Here is a 17,156-nt window from a genome sequence, read left to right as displayed (position 1 = left end):
CGCCCGGGCACACGGCGTCCCGGCCACGGACACCGTGCCCCACCCCCCACCCCCGCGCGTCCCCCCACCGGCAACCGCAAGGAGACCCATGTCCGGGCCCGCCCGCGCACCGAGGACCACCGCCCTTCCCGGCCCGACCGTCACCTGCTGAGCCTTCCGGCTCCCGCCCGAGCGTCCCGGCCCGGTCACCGCGCCGGCCCGGCGCACGGATGCGACTCCCGTTCCCCCAACACTTCCTGAGTACCCCTCAGGTAGCAGCCGGGGAGCGTTGCGGGCCTCCACGAGCGGCCCGCAACGCTCCCCATCCACCTCCCGGCCGAGCACGTGCCGGCGGACGACTTCCCCCACGGCACTCGCCCCGTTCGCCGGCCCCGCCGGCCGCCGACGCCGGCACCGGAACGGCGGGGCCCCGCCCGCCGCCGGGCCGCGGGCGGCCCGGGACCGCTCGGCCGGCACCCGCGGCCCCTCGTCCGGTGCGGTCGGCCGCCGTCCGGTGCGGTCAGCCGCCGGCCACCGTCCCGAACCGGACGTCGCGCGCCTCACCGGGGTGCATGACCGCGAGCAGGCGCTCCCCCTCCGCGACCACCTCCGCCCGCTGCCCCTTGGTCAGCCGCCCGAGGGGTTCCACGACGAGCGCGTCCTGATCCGTCCGCCAGAGGCCGGCGAGGAACCCGTCCACGAGCAGGGTGCGGTAGGCCTGGTTGCCCCGCCAGGTGCGGCCCTTCAGGCCGGCCGGCACGACCCGGGTGCGGTCGGCGTGCGCGAGCAGCAGGTTGTCGAACTCGGGCAGGAAGCGCGGTGGGGCCGGCACGTCGGGGTCCGGGCGGGCCGCGTCCGGGAGGTCGAAGAGTTCCGCCCCGTGCTCGTCGCGGAAGACCAGCAGACCGGGCCGGAGCCGCTCGAAGACCTCGCGCAGGCGGGTCAGTCCGGCCCAGGTCTGCATGTCCTTCACCGAGGCGGGCCCGAACGCGGCGAGGTAGCGCAGCACGGTCGCGTCGGGGGCGGGGGCCGGCTCGGCGGAGCGGCCCAGCCAGTGCTCGGCCGTGGTGAGCACGACCTGGCCGCTGCGTCCCCATATCCCGCGCGGCGTGACCTGCACCAGGGGCAGCAGGCAGCGCGCGGCGACGGACAGGGCGAAGGGGTCGGCGTCCGGCCAGGTGCCGAGCAGTTCCTCACGCAGCTGTCCCACGGTGCGCGGTTCCGCCTCCACCGCCGCGCGGCCGATCGCCGCGAGACGGTCCAGGTCGACACCGGCGAGCCCCGCGCGGAACCGGCCGAGTTCCCGGTCCCGGGCGGGCTGCACCAGCGGGCGCAGGGTGAGGGCGTCCTCGGCGGTGTGCGTGTGGATCGTGGAGCGCAGGGTGACGATCCGGACGACGTCGCGCGCCTCCATCGCGGCGGCGAGCGCGGCGGGCCGGAACCCCTCCAGGCGAGCGGCGAGGGCGTAGTAGGGCGGCTTGACGTTCTGCGCCTGGAGACCGACGAGGTGCTCGACGGCGTCCGTCGCGGACAGCGGCGAGCGGCGCAGCAGGAGCTGACGGTCGAGGGTCGCGCGGTTGAGGGCGCGGGTGCCGAGCAGCGGGGCCGGCGCGGTCGTCTTCGTCATGGCCCGCACGCTAGCGCCCCGACCGGAAGGCTTCACCGGCTCGCGACGCCCGCCACGGCACCTCGCCGCGTCGTCGCATCACCTGGGTACATCCCGTACGCGGGAGACGCTCCGCCGTGCGCCACACCGCGCCGGACGCCGCGAGCCGTCCGGCGCACCCTTCCGGTCACGGCACCGGCGCCGCGGGCCCCTTCCCTCCGCGGCTCCTCGGGAGTCGTGGCCGCCGCCGGACACCCGGGGCCCGTTTGCCCCGTATATCCTGCCCGGTGATCACGCAGACGTACGTTCGACCCTGGAGGCAGCCGCGATGTCGGAGCGACGCGCCCGCTCGGCCTCGAAGAACCGGCGGGACCGGACGGAGCCGGGCGCCCCGCCGGGGAGCACCGGGGACGCGGGCGCGTCCCCGGGCGCCAAGGAGTCCCGGAGGTCCGTGTGGCGCCGCGCGCTCGCCGCATCGTCCGCGCCGGCCGCCCGGCCGCCCGCGCCCGACGCCGAGCCGTCCGCGCCCGAGCAGACGGAGGTCGCGAGCGTCGTGCAGGCCGCGCTGTACCGCGACGGGGTGCGCGTCTCCACGCCGGAGTCCCTCGCCGACACCTTCCGCCAGCTGCGCGAGCAGCCGGACGGCATGGCGTGGATCGGCCTGGCCCGCCCCACCGAGGCCGAACTCCTCTCCCTCGCCGAGGAGTTCGACCTGCATCCACTCGCCGTCGAGGACGCGATGGAGGCGCACCAGCGGCCGAAACTGGAACGGTACGGCGAGACGCTCTTCGTGGTGCTCAGCGCCGCGCGCTATCTCGACGCGGTCGAGGAGGTCGACTTCGGCGAGCTGCACGTGTTCGTCGGGCCCGACTTCGTGATCACCGTCCGGCACGGCGCGGCACCCGACCTCTCCGCGGTGCGCCGCCGCATGGAGGACAGCCCCGAGCTGCTGCGGCTCGGACCGGAGGCCGTCCTGTACGCGATCCTCGACTCGGTCGTGGACGGCTACGTCCCGGTGGTGGCCGGGGTGCAGAACGACATCGACGAGATCGAGACCGAGGTGTTCCGCGGCGATCCCGCGGTGTCCCGCCGCATCTACGAACTCTCCCGCGAGATGGTCGAGTTCCAGCGGGCCACCCGTCCGCTGGTCGGCATGCTGCACGGCCTCATGGCGGGGTTCGCCAAGTACGGCACGGACGACGAACTCCAGCGCTACCTGCGCGACGTGGCCGACCACGTCACGCACACCAGTGAACGCGTCGACGGATTCCGCCAGGCCCTCACGGACATCCTCACGGTCAACGCGACGCTGGTGACCCAGCAGCAGAACGCGGAGATGCGGGCGCTGGCGGAGGCGGGTTTCGAGCAGAACGAGGAGATCAAGAAGATCTCGTCGTGGGCGGCGATCCTGTTCGCCCCGACTCTCGTGGGGACCGTCTACGGGATGAACTTCGAGGACATGCCCGAGTTGGGCTGGAGCTTCGGGTATCCGTTCGCGATCGGGCTGATGGGGATCGTCTGCGTCAGCCTGTACGTGATCTTCAAACGGCGCGACTGGCTCTGATTCCTCCGGTTCGGTGGCGCTCCGGCCCGGCACGTCCTCGCCGGAGTGGGCCGGTCGTCGGCACGGTCCGTTCGCCTGGCACTCGGCCCGGGCCCGCCTCTTCGGCCGGACGCGCACGCCCCCTCCCCCACCGGGTCACCGGGTCACCGCCTCGCCGCGGGCCCGGGCCCGACCGCACGGCGCCGCCGGTCGGCCCCCTCACGGTCCGCCGGGCCGGTCGCGGCGCCGGCGGCGGGCGAGCGAGACCAGCCGGTGGTAGTCGAGGTCGTCCCCCCGGCTCGCCGCGATCGGCACGGGGTCGCCGTCCACCGCCGCGCGCACGGCGGCGTAGCCCTCCAGGTACCGGACCGTCCGTCGCGGTGGGACGGTGCCGGGGATCCACGAGATGAGCAGGACACGGTGCCGTCGCGCGCCGTCCACGGTCGCGAACGCCAGGTCGTAGGCCACGATGCGCGGTTCGTCCGGCGGCAGCGCCCGCACCAGTTCCTCGTGGCGCAGGTTGCCCCGCCGTTCGACCGTGCAGGAGTCCGTGGCGTCGGCGAGCCGGTAGACCACCACGTTGACGTGGGGGTCCGTCTCCACGTCCCGGAACGCCTGGACGCTGTGGGCGTCCACGGCGATGCGCTGGCTCACGCTGCTGCCCCTCCGACGTTCCGACCGGGCAGGAACACTACGGGACGAATGACCGCATTTCCCGTCGCGTGCCGAAGGACGCGCGCCGGGCCCGGCCGGGATGCGGCACACCGGCGGAGCCCGCCGTCCGGCCGGACGGCGGGCTCTCAGGCCAGGGCCGCGAGCAGGGCGTCGAGACCGGCGTCGAGCTCCGCGGGCCCTCCGCGCCCGGCCAGCGCGGGGGCCGTGGACCGCAGCCGCGGGAACTCGTCCGCCGACAGGCGGTGGAGCCCGAGCCGGAAGGCGGGTTCCGGCTCGGCGGGATCGTCGTCCATCGCCCGCAGTTCGACGATCAGGTAGCCGAGCAGCCACGCGGTGAAGGCCCGGTGGACCCGCACGCTGCGGCTCTCGTCGAGGCCCGCGTCCCGCAGCAGGGCGAGCACCCGCTCGTCGGTGCGCAGCACCGCGGGCGCCCGCCGGGCGAGCGGTGTGGAGAGCAGCCGGGTGGCCAGCAGCGGAACGACGTTGGGGTGCCGCAGCGCGACCTCGTAGGCGGCCCGTGCCGTGCGGTGGAGTTCCCGCTGCCAGGCGGGCGCGCCCCGCCCCGCGCCGTGATCGCCGCCCCCGGGCTCGCCGCCGGCCTCTCCCCCGCGACCGCCCGCGGCCTCCCGTGCGCCGCCGCCCTCGGAGGCGACGGCGCCCTCCCCGGCGCCGGCACCTTCGACGGCCTCGGCGGCGTCCGGCAGGCCGGGCGGGGCCGCGGGGTCCGCCCCGCCCGGCCCCGCTTCCGGCCGCGCCTGCGTGCCCGCCAGCTCCGTTTCCAGCTCCTGGCAGAACGCCTCGACCAGCCCGTCGAGCAGGGCGTCCTTGCCGGAGGCGTAGCGGTACAGGGCCATCGCCTCCACGCCCAGCTCGGCGCCCAGCCGGCGCATGCTCAGGCCGGAGAGCCCGTCCCGGTCCACCACTTCCAGGGCCGAGGCGAGGACCCGTTCCCTGCTCAGCCGCCCGTACCGGCCCCGGTCGCTCGCGCGGCGCCCGCGCCCGCCCGTCGGTTCGCTCGTCATGCCGGTCGTCCCCTCGCCGTCGGTGACTCCGCTTGACGCATCCGGACAGAAGGCGCAGAGTCGTACATATACGTCGTAAACATACGATGTCAGCGTACAGGGTCCAGCACCCGATCCCCGGTATTCGAAGGTCAGGAGCGTCGCGTCATGGCGCGCAGAGAGCCGACTCCGGCTTCGGCCGACCTCGTCCAGGTGGAACGCCATCTCGCGAGGATCTCCGGCGGGAACGTCGTGCGGGTGACCGCCGGCGGCCCCGACTTCGTGCACCCGTACACCTCCCGGACCGTCCGGCCCGCCACCTTCGTCCCGCTGCTGGGCCGCCGCGACCACACCCTGCTGTGGGCCATCGCCACCGGCTGGGCGGCGGGCTTCGTCTGGTTCTGGACCTGGTGGCTCCAGCCGGAGCACCGGGCGGGATGGGCCGGCCTCCTGGTCAACAGCGCGCTGCTGCTCTACCTCACGATCCTGCCCGCCTACTTCTTCGTCACCGCGCTGCGGCTGCGCCGGGTCAACCCGGCGCTGGCCGTTCCCCGGCTGCCGGTCGCCTTCGCCGTCACGCGCGCGCCCTCGGAGCCCTGGGCCACCGCGCGGCGCACCCTGGAGGCGATGCTCGGCCAGGACTTCCCGCACCCCTACGACGTGTGGCTGTGCGAGGAGCGGCCGACCGAGGAGAGCGAGCGGTGGTGCCGCGAGCACCGGGTCCGCATGTCCTCGCGGCTGGGGGTCACCGCGTACCACCGCACCGACTGGCCGCGCCGCACCCGCTGCAAGGAAGGCAACCTCGCCTACTTCTACGACCATTGGGGCTACGACGGCTACGAGGTGGTGGCGCAGCTCGACTGCGACCACGTACCGGCCGCCGGCTATCTGGCCGAGATGGTGCGGCCCTTCGCCGACCCCGCCATCGGTTACGTCGCGGCGCCCAGCATGTGCGACGCCAACGACGGCCGGTCCTGGGCGGCCCGCGGCCGGGTGCACCGCGAGGCGGTCTGGCACGGTGCCGTGCAGCTCGGCCACTCGGACGGCCTGGCACCCATGTGCATCGGTTCCCACTACGCGGTGCGCACGCGGGCCCTGCGCGACATCGGCGGGCTCGGCCCCGAACTGGCCGAGGACTTCTCCACGACCTACCTGCTGAACTCGGCGGGCTGGAACGGCGCGTTCGCCATCGACGCGGAGGCGCACGGCGACGGACCGCTGACCTTCGCCGACATGGCGACCCAGGAGTACCAGTGGTCGCGCAGCCTGACGGCCATGCTGCTGGACCTGCTGCCCCGGCACGTGCGGCGGCTGCCTCCGCTGCTGCGCCTGCGTTTCACGTACGCCCTGGCGTACTACCCGCTCCTCGGCCTGACGGTCATGGCGGGTCTCGCGCTCCCTCCCGTCGCCGTCCTGACCGGGCTGGCCTGGATGAACGTCAACTACTTCGACTTCCTGCTGCACTTCTGGTCGATGCCGGTGTGGCTGATGCTGACTCTGCTCCTGATGCGCAGGCGGGGGCTGCTGCGCCCGCGGAACGCGCCGCTGATCAGCTGGGAGACCTGGCTGTTCGCGCTCTCCCGCTGGCCGTTCGTGGTCTGGGGGCTGTTCGGCGCCCTCGCACAGCGGATGAGCCCGCACCCGATCACGTTCAAGGTCACGCCCAAGGCCGCGGCGGGCCCGCAGCCACTGCTCACCCGGCTGGCCCTCCCCTTCGTGGTCCTCACGCTCGCCCTCTCCGGCGTCTGCATCGCGGGCGAGCTGACCAGCCCCTCGGCCGGCTACGTCTTCCTGTGCCTGCTCGCGGCGGTGGCCTACGCGACCGTCGGGCTCGCCGTCCCAATGCTGCACGTCAGGGAGTCGGCCCGCGCCTCGGGGACGGCCTTCCGCGCCGCCGTGCCGACGGCACGTCTGCCGCTGGCCCTCGGGCTGCTGGCGTGCGTGCCCGCCGCCGTCGCCGTCGTCTTCTACCCGGCGTACGCCGCCGCCGTGCTGAGCTGGTGAGGACCGTGTACCAGAAGCGGACCGACGAATCGGCGCGGCGCCCACGTGTGCCCTCGACCGTCCTGGTGACGGGAGCGGCCGGCTTCATCGGCAGCCACGCGTGCGTCGAACTCCTCGACCACGGATACGAGTTGATAGCCGTTGACGACTACTCCAACGGCACACCGCAGGTGTACTCCCGGGTGGAGCGGGTCGCGGGCCGCTTCGTCGGGGCCGTCTACGAACTGGACATCCGCGACCGGAGCGCCCTCTCGGCCGTCTTCGACCGGCACTCCGTGGACGCCGTGGTGCACTTCGCCGCGCGCAAGGCGGTGGGCGAGTCGACCCGGATGCCCGTCGAGTACTACGACACCAACGTGGGCGGCACCACCGCGCTGCTGTCCGTGATGCGGGCGCACGGGGTGCACCAGCTGGTCTTCTCCTCCTCGTGCTCGCTCTACGGCGACGCGGGCGGCGGGCGGCTGGACGAGGCGACGCCCGCGCGGCCCACCAACCCCTACGCGGCCTCCAAGTGGCTCTGCGAGCAGATCCTCTCCGACGTCTGCCGCCGGTGCCCGGAGTTCACCGTGCTCTGCCTGCGCTACTTCAACCCCACCGGCGCGCACCCCAGCGGGCTGCTCGGCGAGGATCCGCACGGCACCCCGGACAACCTGATGCCCTACGTCGCCCAGGTGGCCGTCGGCCGCCGGGCCCGGCTGCCGGTGTTCGGCGACGACTACCCGACGCCCGACGGCACCGCCGTCCGCGACTACCTGCACGTCATGGACACCGTCGAGGCGCACCGGGTCGCGCTCGACCACTTCGCCGACGGCCCCGGTATGCGGGTGTTCAACCTCGGTGTGGGGCGCGGGAGTTCGGTGCTCGACGTGATCTCCGCGTTCGCCGAGGCGTCCGGCGGGCCCGTTCCGTACGACGTCGTCGGGCGGCGGCCGGGCGACGTGCCCGAACTCGTCGCCGACGCGAGCGCGGTGGCCCGGGCCTGGGGCTGGCGCCCCACCCGGGACCTCGCCGACATGTGCCGGGACTCCTGGCGCTTCCAGCAGCTCAACCCCCACGGCTACGCCGGTTCCGCCCGGCGGACCGGCAGAAAGGAGTGACGTCATGCGCTTGACCGTCATCGGCACCGGATACGTGGGGACGGTGCATGCCGCCTGTATGGCGGACCTGGGCCACGAGGTCCTCGGCATCGACACCGATCCCGAGCGGATCGCCTCCCTGTCGGCGGGACGGCCGCCGATCCACGAGGCCGGGCTGGCCGAACTCCTCGGCCGGACCATGGCCTCGGGGCGCCTGAGATTCAGCAGTTCGCTCGCCGAGGGGGCCGCGTTCGCCAGCACCCACTTCGTCTGCGTGGGCACCCCCCAACGGCCCGACAGCAAGGCCGCCGACCTGCGCTTCGTCGACGCCGTCGTGGACGACCTCGCACCGCATCTGCGGCCCGCCGGCCTCATCGTGGGCAAGTCGACGGTCCCCGTCGGCACCGCCGCCCGGATCGGCCGGCGGCTGTGGGCGACGGCGGCGGCCGGCTGCGAGGTCGCCTGGAACCCGGAGTTCCTGCGCGAGGGGTCGGCGGTCCAGGACACCCTGCACCCCGAGCGCCTGGTGGTCGGGGTGGGCTCGGAGCGGGCCGACACCGTCCTGCGCGAGGTGTACGCGCCGCTGCTGCGCGAGGGGGTCCCCTACTTCAGCACCGACCCCGCCACCGCGGAACTGGTGAAGGTCGCGGCGAACTCCTTCCTCGCGACCAAGATCTCGTTCATCAACGCCATGTCGGAGGTGTGCGAGGCGGCGGGCGCCGACCCGGCCCTGCTGGCCGCCGCCATCGGCGCCGACTCCCGGATCGGGCCGCTGTTCCTGGAGCCGGGGCTGGGCTTCGGCGGGAGCTGCTTCCCCAAGGACATCCGCGCCTTCGCCGCGCGGGCCGAGGAGCTCGGCGCGGGCCCGGCCGTGGTGTTCCTGCACGAGGTGGACCGGATCAACACCCGCCAGCGGCAGCGCACGGTGGATCTCGCGGAACGGCTGCTCGGCGGTTCCTGCGCCGGACGCCGCGTCGGGGTGCTCGGCGCCGCCTTCAAGCCCGGCAGCGACGACGTGCGCGACTCGCCGGCCCTGGCGGTGGCGCAGGCCCTGCGGGAGCGGGGCGCCACCGTCCGCGTCCACGACCCGCAGGCGCTGGACAACGCGCGCGCCGCGCACCCGGACCTCTCCTACGCCCTCGACGTGCCGAAGGCCTGCGAGGGGGCGGACCTGGTGCTCCACCTGACGCAGTGGCCCGAATACGGCCGGCTCGACCCGGCCGTCCTCGCCGCGGTGACCCGCCGCCCGGTCCTGCTCGACGCCCGCAACGCGCTCGACGGCGCCGCCTGGCGCGCCGCCGGATGGACCGTCCAGGCGCTGGGCCGTCCCCGTCGCCACGAGGCCGCGTTCGACCAGGAGGAGGCGTCATGAGGGTCCTGGTCACCGGTGGCGGGGGCTTCCTGGGCTCCCACCTGTGTGAGGCGCTGCTCGCCCGGGGCGACACGGTCTGGTGCCTGGACAACTACTGCACCGGCGAGCCACTGAACGTGGCCCCGCTGCACGGTGATCCCCGCTTCCAGCTCATCCGCGCCGACGTGAGCGGCCTGACCGCCGACTTCGACGTGCCCGGGCGGGTGGACGCGGTGGCGCACCTGGCGAGCCCCGCCTCACCGCCGGACTACGGCCGGCTTCCCCTCGAAACGCTCTCGGCGGGCAGCCGGGGCACCGAGAACGCGCTGCGGCTCGCCGAGCGGCACGGGGCGCGGTTCCTGCTGACGTCGACCAGCGAGGTCTACGGCGACCCGGTCCTGCACCCCCAGGCGGAGTCGTACTGGGGCAACGTCAACCCGGTGGGTCCGCGCAGCGTCTACGACGAGGCCAAGCGGTACGCGGAGGCCCTGACGATGGCGTACCGGCGCAGCCGCGGAGTGAACACCGGCATCGTGCGGATCTTCAACACCTACGGTCCGCGGATGCGCCCCCACGACGGCCGGGTGGTGTCCACGTTCATCCGGCAGGCCCTGGCGGGCGAGCCGCTGACCGAGTACGGCGACGGCAGCCAGACCCGCAGCTTCTGCTACGTCGAGGATCTCGTCCGGGGTCTGGTCGCCATGCTGGACAGCGGGCACGGCGGGCCGGTGAACCTGGGCAACCCGGACGAGTGCACGGTGGACGAACTGGCGCGGCTGGTGATCGAGGCGACCGGTTCGCCCTCGGTGGTCGAACACCGGCCGCTGCCCGTCGACGATCCCACCCGGCGGCGCCCGGACATCACCCGGGCCCGGGAACTGCTCGGCTGGTCCCCGCGTGTCGGTCTCGACGCCGGCCTGCGGCGCACGGTCGCCTGGGCCGTCGCGGGCCGGCGGCAGGGGGACCGGACCGCCGGTGAGCCCGTGGAGGCCTGAGCCATGCCGCGCACCCTCTGCGTCGTCTGCGCGACCGCCCTGCTGATCACGGTGGGCGGGGCCTGCGCCGCCACGCCGCACTACGCCCCGCAGGACAAGACGACCACGTACTACGTGAGCGCCCGCGGCGACGACGCCCGCGCGGGCACCTCGCCCTCCCGGGCCTGGCGCACCCTGGCCCGCGCCGAGCGGGTGCCGTTGAAGCCGGGCGACCGGCTGCTGCTGGAGGGCGGCTCGCGCTTCGCGGGCGCCGTCACCGTCGGCGCCGGCGAGGCGGGGGACGCGAAACGGCCGGTGGTCGTCGGCTCGTACGGCTCCGGGCGTGCCACGATCTCGTCCACCGGCTCCCCGGCCGTCTCGGTGTACAACACCGCGGGCGTGCAGGTCCGCGACCTCACCCTGGTGGGCGGGGGCACGGCACGGACGAAGGACGCCGGGATCAACCTCTACGCGGACCGTGCGAGCGGCGGGCGGCACGACGGGGTGGGCGTCTTCGGTGTCGACGTCTCCGGCTTCAGCGTGGGTCTCGCCGTCGGCGCCACGAAGGCGGACAACGGCTTCGAGAACGTGAGCGTGGAACGGGCCGCGCTGCACGACAACAAGGACGCCGGGCTGCTCACCTACGGGCCGGACTTCGACCACCGGCGGCCCGCCTACCCGCACCGCGACCTCTCCGTCAAGGACGTGCGGGCCTACCACAACGAGGGCGATCCGACCGCCTCCGACCGGCACACCGGCGACGGGATCGTGCTGGGAGCGGTCCGCCACGCCACGCTGACCGGCTCCACCGCCCACGACAACGGGGGCCGGTCGGCGACCGACGCGACCGCCGGGCCGGTGGGGATCTGGGCCTACGACGCCGCCGACGTGCTGATCCAGCACAGCTCGTCCTACCGCAACCACACCGGATCCGCGGTGGACGGCGCCGGCTTCGGTTTCGACTCCAACGTGTCGGACTCGACCCTCCAGTACAACCTGGCGTTCCGGAACGACGGCTCGGGCTACTACGTGTTCTCCCGCAACCGCGACGGCACGCACACCGACAACACGATCCGCTACAACATCAGCGACGACGACGCCCACAAGCTGCCGCGCCACGGTGCGCTGACCATCTACGGCAAGGACATCCGCGACCTCGACGTCTACCAGAACACCGTGGTGCTGTCCCGCGCGTCCGCGGGCGAGGGCCCCGCGGTGCTGCTCCGGCCCGGCAACACCGGAGTGCGGCTGCGCAACAACGTGCTGGCCACCACGGGCGACCCGCTGGTCACCGCCGACACCGGACTGCCGACCGCGCGCGCCTTGCTCCAGGGCAACCTCTACAGCGCTCCCGGCGGGCGGTGGACGATCGAGTGGGGCGGCCGCCGGTTCACCGACCTCGCCTCCTGGCGGGACGCCACCGGGCAGGAGACGGCGGCCGGGAAGCCGGCCGGCCTGTCCGCCGACCCGTGCTTCGCCGGCGGCGACACGCCCCGGATCGGCGCTCCCGGCGATGCCCGCCGGGTCGTCCCGGACTGCCCGCGCGCCGGCCTCGACCTGCGGAAACTCTTCGGCGTCGACCCGGGGAGCACCGACTACTTCGGCCGCCCGGTCGGGACCCCGCCGAACGTGGGGGCGGCGCAGCCCTGATCCTCGCCACGAGATGCAGCGGGTGCCGTCCGAGCCTACGATCGATACGGCTCAGGACCCCGGCCGACGGCTCAGCCGGCCCGTGCGGGGAGGCGCTTGGCATTGCAACGGGCAGCACGGCTGATGACGGCCTACGCGGCACTGGTGGCGGTCGCCACCATCGTGTACCTGACGGTACCGGCGGCGCGCACCCCGGTCTGGGCCCTCATCGGGCTCGGCGGCGCCGCCGCCCTGGTCACCGGGGTGCGCATCCACCGCCCCTCCCATCCCGGTCCGTGGTGGCTGCTCGCCGGCGGCCTCGTCGCCTTCGCCGCCGGTGACACGTACTACAACGCGCAGGAGCAGTACTTCCACGCCTCCAATCCGTTCCCCTCCCCCGCCGACGCCTGCTACCTCGCCAGCTATCTGCTCTTCGCCGCCGGGCTGTTCGGCCTCGTGCGGTTCCGCTGGAGAGGCCGCGACCTGCCCAGCCTGCTCGACGCGCTGATCGTCACGGCGGGCCTCGCGCTCCCGGTGTGGGTGTTCCTCGTCCAGCCCCTCACCGAGCTGAGCGGCCTCACCTGGCAGCAGCGCGCCATCAGCATCGCGTACCCGCTCGGCGACGTGCTCGTGCTGTCCCTCCTCGTCCGCCTCCTGGTGCCGAGCCCCGTCTCCGGGCACAACTGGTCGATCCAGTTCCTCGTGGTCGGCACCCTGACCCTGCTCGGCTTCGACATCACGTACGGGATTCTGCAGCTGAACTACATGTGGCAGGCGGGCACCCTGCTCGACGTCGGCTGGATCCTCTTCTACACCGCCTGGGGAATGGCCGCGCTGCACCCCTCGATGGTCGAGCTGACCTCGTCCGCGACCGAAACGGAATCGCCCGTCCCGGCGCCGGGACGGCTGCTCGTGCTGACCCTGGCGACCCTGATCGCCCCCGCGATCCTGCTGTTCGAGGACCTGACCCACGGCGCCCGGGACGCGGCCGTGATCGCCGTCTTCTCGGGCGCGCTGTTCCTGCTCGTGATCCTCCGCCTCGCGGACATGGTCGTGGCCCAGCGCAGGGCCGTGGCCCGCGAGCAGACCCTGCGCACCGCCGCCGCCTCCCTCGTCAGCGCCGTCCGGCAGGACGAGATCGAGAGGTGCTGCGACACCGCGGTGACCACACTGTTCGGCCCGGGGGTCGCGCACCGGAGTCTGCTGCTCACCTCGGAGCGGGCGAGCGGACTCAACCGGCACCGCGCCCACCTGGTGCCGACCGCCGAACTCGGCCCGGAGCTCGCGGCCGGGCTGGACGGCCTGCCCGCCACCCTGGTCTGCCCGGTGATCCCGCCGGACCGGCCGGCGCACAAGCTGGCCGGCGTGCTGCTGGCCGCCGGACCGGAAGGCGTCCTCGGCGAGATCCGCGGCTCGCTGGAGATCCTCGCCTCGCACGCCGGTCTCGCCATGGAACGCACCGCCCTGCGGCAGCGGATCATCCGGCAGGAGAGCGAGGCGTACTTCCGCACCCTGGTGCGCAACGCCTCCGACGTCATCCTCATCGTCGAGGACGACGACACGGTGCGTTACGCGAGCCCCTCCGCGCAGGCCGTGTTCGGGACCGCCGCGCTGGTCGGGACACCGCTGCCGGACCTGGTGGACCCCCGGGACCGGGACCGGGTCCGCAACCGGCTGGCCGCGATGCGCGAGGGCGGGCCGCCGACCGCGCACGACAACTGGCGCGTGCCGGGCGGCGGTGACGGCATCGAGGTCGAGGCGCGCTGCCGCGACCTGCGCCGGGAACGCACCGTGGGCGGCCTGGTGGTCACCCTGCACGACGTGACGGAGCAACGCAGGCTGGAGCACGAACTGACCCAGCGGGCCTTCCACGACCCGCTCACCGGACTCCCCAACCGCACCCTGCTGCTGGAGCGCGTCGAACGCGCCCTGCTGCGCAGCCGGCGCGAGTCGAAGCTCACCTGCCTGCTCTTCATCGACCTCGACGACTTCAAGGTGGTCAACGACACCAGCGGGCACTCGACGGGGGACCAGCTGCTGACCGCGGTGGCCGAGCGGCTCTCGGCGACCCTGCGCCGCTCCGACACCGCGGCCCGTCTCGGCGGAGACGAGTTCGCCGTCCTCATGGAGGGCGCGAAGCAGCCGCTCGACGCCGAACTGCTGGCCGCCCAGGTGATCCAGGCACTCAGCCGGCCGTTCACCCTGCCCGAGGGCTCGGTGAGCGTGTCGGCGAGCGTCGGGGTGGCGACGGCCCGGGACAGCGCCGACGCCGAGGAACTCCTCGGCCACGCCGACCTGGCCCTCTACGCGGCGAAGGCGGCGGGCAAACGCCAGTGGCGGCGGTTCCGTCCCCGGCTGCGCGTCCACATGCTGGAGCGGCACCAGCTGCGCGAGCGGCTCGACCGGGCCATCGCCGGCGAGGAGTTCACGCTGCGCTACCAGCCGGTGGTGGACATGGCCGCGGGCGACGTCGTCGGTTTCGAGGCGCTGGCCCGCTGGCCGCAGGAACGCCACGCTCCGGTCAAACCGCAGGAGTTCATCTCACTGGCGGAGGAGAGCGGAGCCATCAGCCAGCTCGGGGCCTGGGTGCTGAGGAACGCGGCCACCGACGCCGCCGGCCTGCAACGGGTGTCCGGGCCGGACCGTACCCCGTACGTGAGCGTCAACGTCTCCGCCCGGCAGTTCCGCGACGTGGGGTTCCTGGACGAGGTGCGCGAGGCGCTCGCGACACCGGGGCTCGCTCCCGGGTCGTTGCAGCTGGAGCTGACCGAGACCGTGCTCATGCGCCGGGACGCCCAGATCAAACGGGTGCTGCGGTCCCTGCGCGAGCTGGGGGTGCACATCGCCGTCGACGACTTCGGCACCGGATTCTCCTCCCTGGGCTACCTGCGCGACTTCCCCGTCGACGTCCTGAAGATCGACAAGACGTTCATCGACGACCTCGCCGTGGACAGCCGCCAGATCGCCCTGGTCGAAGGGATCGTCAACATCGCCGACACCCTGGGCATCCAGGTGATCGCCGAGGGGATCGAGGATGCCGGGCAGCGCGACATGCTGGCCGGGATGGGCTGCCGGTTCGGGCAGGGGTTCCTCTTCGCGCGGCCGATGACGGCGCAGCGCGGGGCGTCCCTGCTGCGCGGGCGGAGCGGCCGTCCCGACTTCCCGCGGGTGAACCGGCCCCCGCGCAGCAGCACCCGGGCCGCCCGGGCGCCGGCGCCCGCGAAGGCCCCGGCGGGGTCCGGTGCCGGGGCCGCCGCAGGGCGGGACGATCCGCACACGGCCGAACTGGAGCGCCTGCGGCGGACGAGCGCGATGAGCGACGCGGTGCTCGACGAGGTGCGCGGCCGGCACATCCGCAGCGGCGACCACTGGCTCATCGACTTCGCCTCCTGCAACTACCTGGGTTTCGACGGCGATCCGGAGATCATCGCCGCGATCGAACCCGCCGTGCGCCGCTGGGGCACGCATCCCAGCTGGTCGCGGCTGCTGGGCAGTCCGCGGCTGTACCCGGACATCGAGGAGCGCCTCGCGGACCTGCTCGGGGCACCGGACACCCTGCTGCTGCCGACCGCGACCCTGATCCACGCCTCCGTGATCCCCGTCCTCGCCGACCGGGGCCAGGTCTTCGTCGAGGCGACGGCGCACCGCACGGTGTACGACGGCTGCGTCGTGGCCCGGGGGCAGGGTGCGACCCTGCGGCGGTTCCACGCCGAGCGGCCCGACGAGCTGAGCGCCCTGCTGCGTGCGGCGCCCCGCGGGGCTCCCCGGCTGGTGTGCCTGGACGGGGTCAACAGCATGAGCGGGAACCTGCCGGACCTGCCGCGCCTGGCCGCCGTGTGCCGCGCGCACGACGCGACGCTGTACGTGGACGACACGCACGGTTTCGGGGTGATCGGCGAGCGCGGGCCGCAGGAGACGTGCCCGTACGGCTCGCGCGGCAACAGCGTGGTGCGCCACCTGGGCGAGAGTTACGACCACGTGGTGCTCGTCGGCGGCTTCTCCAAGGCGTACTCGTCGCTGCTGGCGTTCCTCGCGCTGCCCACCCGGCTGAAGGACCGGCTCAAGACCAGCGCGGCACCGTACCTGTACTCGGGCCCGTCCCCGACGGCGTCGCTGGCCACCGTCCTCGCCGGGCTCGACGTCAACGAGCGCCGGGGCGACGGCATACGCGCCGACCTGTACCGCAAGACCATGCGGGTGCTCGGCCATCTGGACACGCTCGGCGTCGACACCCTCAACAGCGACCGGTTCCCGATCGTGGAGATCCCGCTGGCCGACCCGGCCGGTCTGGACGCGGTCGGGGCGTACCTGTGGGACCAGGGCATCTACGTCACGCTGGCCGCCTACCCGCTGGTCCCCCGCGACCGGGTCGGCTTCCGCATCCAGCTCACGGCGCTCAACTCCGACGCCGACATCGACCGGCTCACCGCCACGCTGACGGCCCTGCACGACCGTCGCGCGCTGCGGCTCAGGAGGTGACACCCGAGGTGACGACGCTCAACGACGACGTGGACTGGGACGGCTGGCCACTGGAGGACTACCTCGCCGAGAACTACCGGACGCTGCACCCGTGCGACGCGGCGGTCATCGCCCACCACTCGGCGTTCTACCGGGAGATCCCGCCCGGCGGCATCGGGCGCTCCGTCGAGATCGGGGCCGGTCCCAACCTCTATCCGCTGATCCTCGCGACCGGAGCGAGCCGCCGCGTCGACGCGGTCGAGGCCGGCGCCGCGAACGTCGCCTACCTGCGCGGCCAGGTGGCGGACGGGCCGGACGCGAGCTGGCTGCCCTTCCACGCCCTGTGCCGGCGGCTGAACCCCGCCGTCCCCGCGACGCTCCCCGGCGCGCTGTCGAAGGTCCACGTGGTCCACGGCGACGTCCGGGCGCTCGTCCCGGGGCGGTACGGGCTGGCCTCCATGCACTTCGTCGCCGAGGGCGTCACGGAGGACTTCGCCGAGTTCAGGGCGTTCTGCCGGCTGTTCGTCCGCTCGGTCGTGCCGGGCGGGCGCCTGGTCGCGGCCTTCATGGAGAACATGCCGACCTACCGCATCGGGTCCGGCGTGTCCTGGCCCGGGTGCCCGGTGGACACCGACATCGTCGCGTCGGTGTTCGAGCCCCTCACGCGGCACTTGAGCGTGAGCCGGATCGACGCCGATCCGACCCTGCCCGACTACGGCGACTCCGGGATGGTCCTCCTCTCCGCCGTCTCGGACCTCTCCGACGGATCGGACGTCTCCGGCGTCTCCGCCTCCGACTGAGGGGAGGCGCCGCCGACGGCTCCCGCGGACGTCGGAGCGGTGCGGGGCGAAGGAGGCGGG

11 protein-coding genes are annotated in these 17,156 nt (G+C 73.8%); 8 read left to right on the top strand and 3 right to left on the bottom strand.

The window, feature by feature from the left end:
• Positions 1-499 precede the first annotated feature (499 nt).
• Positions 500-1,606 carry a winged helix DNA-binding domain-containing protein gene (locus ACGFS9_RS14605; RefSeq protein WP_393253281.1) on the bottom strand — a complete coding sequence of 369 codons (1,107 nt, stop codon included), beginning with the start codon at positions 1,604-1,606 and terminating at the stop codon, positions 500-502.
• 307 nt (positions 1,607-1,913) lie between these two features.
• On the opposite strand from ACGFS9_RS14605, the gene ACGFS9_RS14600 reads away from it, so the two are divergent.
• A complete protein-coding gene (locus ACGFS9_RS14600; protein ID WP_393253279.1) occupies positions 1,914-3,149 on the top strand; it encodes a magnesium and cobalt transport protein CorA in 1,236 nt (411 codons plus the stop codon).
• Between the two features lie 198 nt (positions 3,150-3,347).
• Here the strand turns inward: ACGFS9_RS14600 and ACGFS9_RS14595 are convergent, their stop codons facing one another.
• Both ACGFS9_RS14595 and ACGFS9_RS14590 read right to left on the bottom strand, forming a co-directional pair.
• Positions 3,348-3,782, bottom strand: coding sequence for a cofilin family protein (locus tag ACGFS9_RS14595; protein WP_393253278.1), 435 nt, complete (start codon positions 3,780-3,782; stop codon positions 3,348-3,350).
• Positions 3,783-3,928: 146 nt separating this feature from the next.
• Positions 3,929-4,825: a TetR/AcrR family transcriptional regulator C-terminal domain-containing protein gene (locus ACGFS9_RS14590; protein ID WP_393253276.1), complete on the bottom strand. Its 897-nt coding sequence runs from the start codon at positions 4,823-4,825 to the stop codon at positions 3,929-3,931.
• Positions 4,826-4,972: 147 nt separating this feature from the next.
• Here ACGFS9_RS14590 and ACGFS9_RS14585 point away from each other — a divergent pair, with 147 nt between their 5' ends.
• The 7 genes from ACGFS9_RS14585 (at position 4,973) to ACGFS9_RS14555 (ending at position 17,096) form a co-directional block, all read left to right on the top strand.
• Positions 4,973-6,808: a glycosyltransferase family 2 protein gene (locus ACGFS9_RS14585; RefSeq protein WP_393253275.1), complete on the top strand. Its 1,836-nt coding sequence runs from the start codon at positions 4,973-4,975 to the stop codon at positions 6,806-6,808.
• A gap of 47 nt (positions 6,809-6,855) precedes the next feature.
• The gene (gene galE / locus ACGFS9_RS14580) at positions 6,856-7,905 is read left to right on the top strand and encodes a UDP-glucose 4-epimerase GalE (RefSeq protein WP_393253470.1); all 1,050 of its coding nucleotides are present in this window, start codon (positions 6,856-6,858) and stop codon (positions 7,903-7,905) included.
• A gap of 4 nt (positions 7,906-7,909) precedes the next feature.
• Positions 7,910-9,256: a UDP-glucose dehydrogenase family protein gene (locus ACGFS9_RS14575; protein WP_393253273.1), complete on the top strand. Its 1,347-nt coding sequence runs from the start codon at positions 7,910-7,912 to the stop codon at positions 9,254-9,256.
• Entirely contained in the window at positions 9,253-10,230 is a 978-nt protein-coding gene (locus ACGFS9_RS14570) for a UDP-glucuronic acid decarboxylase family protein (protein WP_393253272.1), read from the top strand. Before ACGFS9_RS14575 ends, ACGFS9_RS14570 begins: the two co-directional genes overlap by 4 nt.
• Before the next feature lie 3 nt (positions 10,231-10,233).
• The gene (locus ACGFS9_RS14565) at positions 10,234-11,859 is read left to right on the top strand and encodes a right-handed parallel beta-helix repeat-containing protein (protein WP_393253270.1); all 1,626 of its coding nucleotides are present in this window, start codon (positions 10,234-10,236) and stop codon (positions 11,857-11,859) included.
• A gap of 123 nt (positions 11,860-11,982) precedes the next feature.
• Positions 11,983-16,317: an aminotransferase class I/II-fold pyridoxal phosphate-dependent enzyme gene (locus tag ACGFS9_RS14560; protein WP_393253469.1), complete on the top strand. Its 4,335-nt coding sequence runs from the start codon at positions 11,983-11,985 to the stop codon at positions 16,315-16,317.
• Between the two features lie 8 nt (positions 16,318-16,325).
• The gene (locus tag ACGFS9_RS14555; RefSeq protein WP_393253269.1) at positions 16,326-17,096 is read left to right on the top strand and encodes a class I SAM-dependent methyltransferase; all 771 of its coding nucleotides are present in this window, start codon (positions 16,326-16,328) and stop codon (positions 17,094-17,096) included.
• Positions 17,097-17,156 lie beyond the last annotated feature (60 nt).

This window comes from Streptomyces sp. NPDC048566 (assembly GCF_043199735.1).
In the GTDB taxonomy this organism is placed as follows: domain Bacteria; phylum Actinomycetota; class Actinomycetes; order Streptomycetales; family Streptomycetaceae; genus Streptomyces.
The sequence above is the reverse complement of the archived record's forward strand: the minus strand, read 5'-3'. Positions and strand labels throughout refer to the sequence as shown.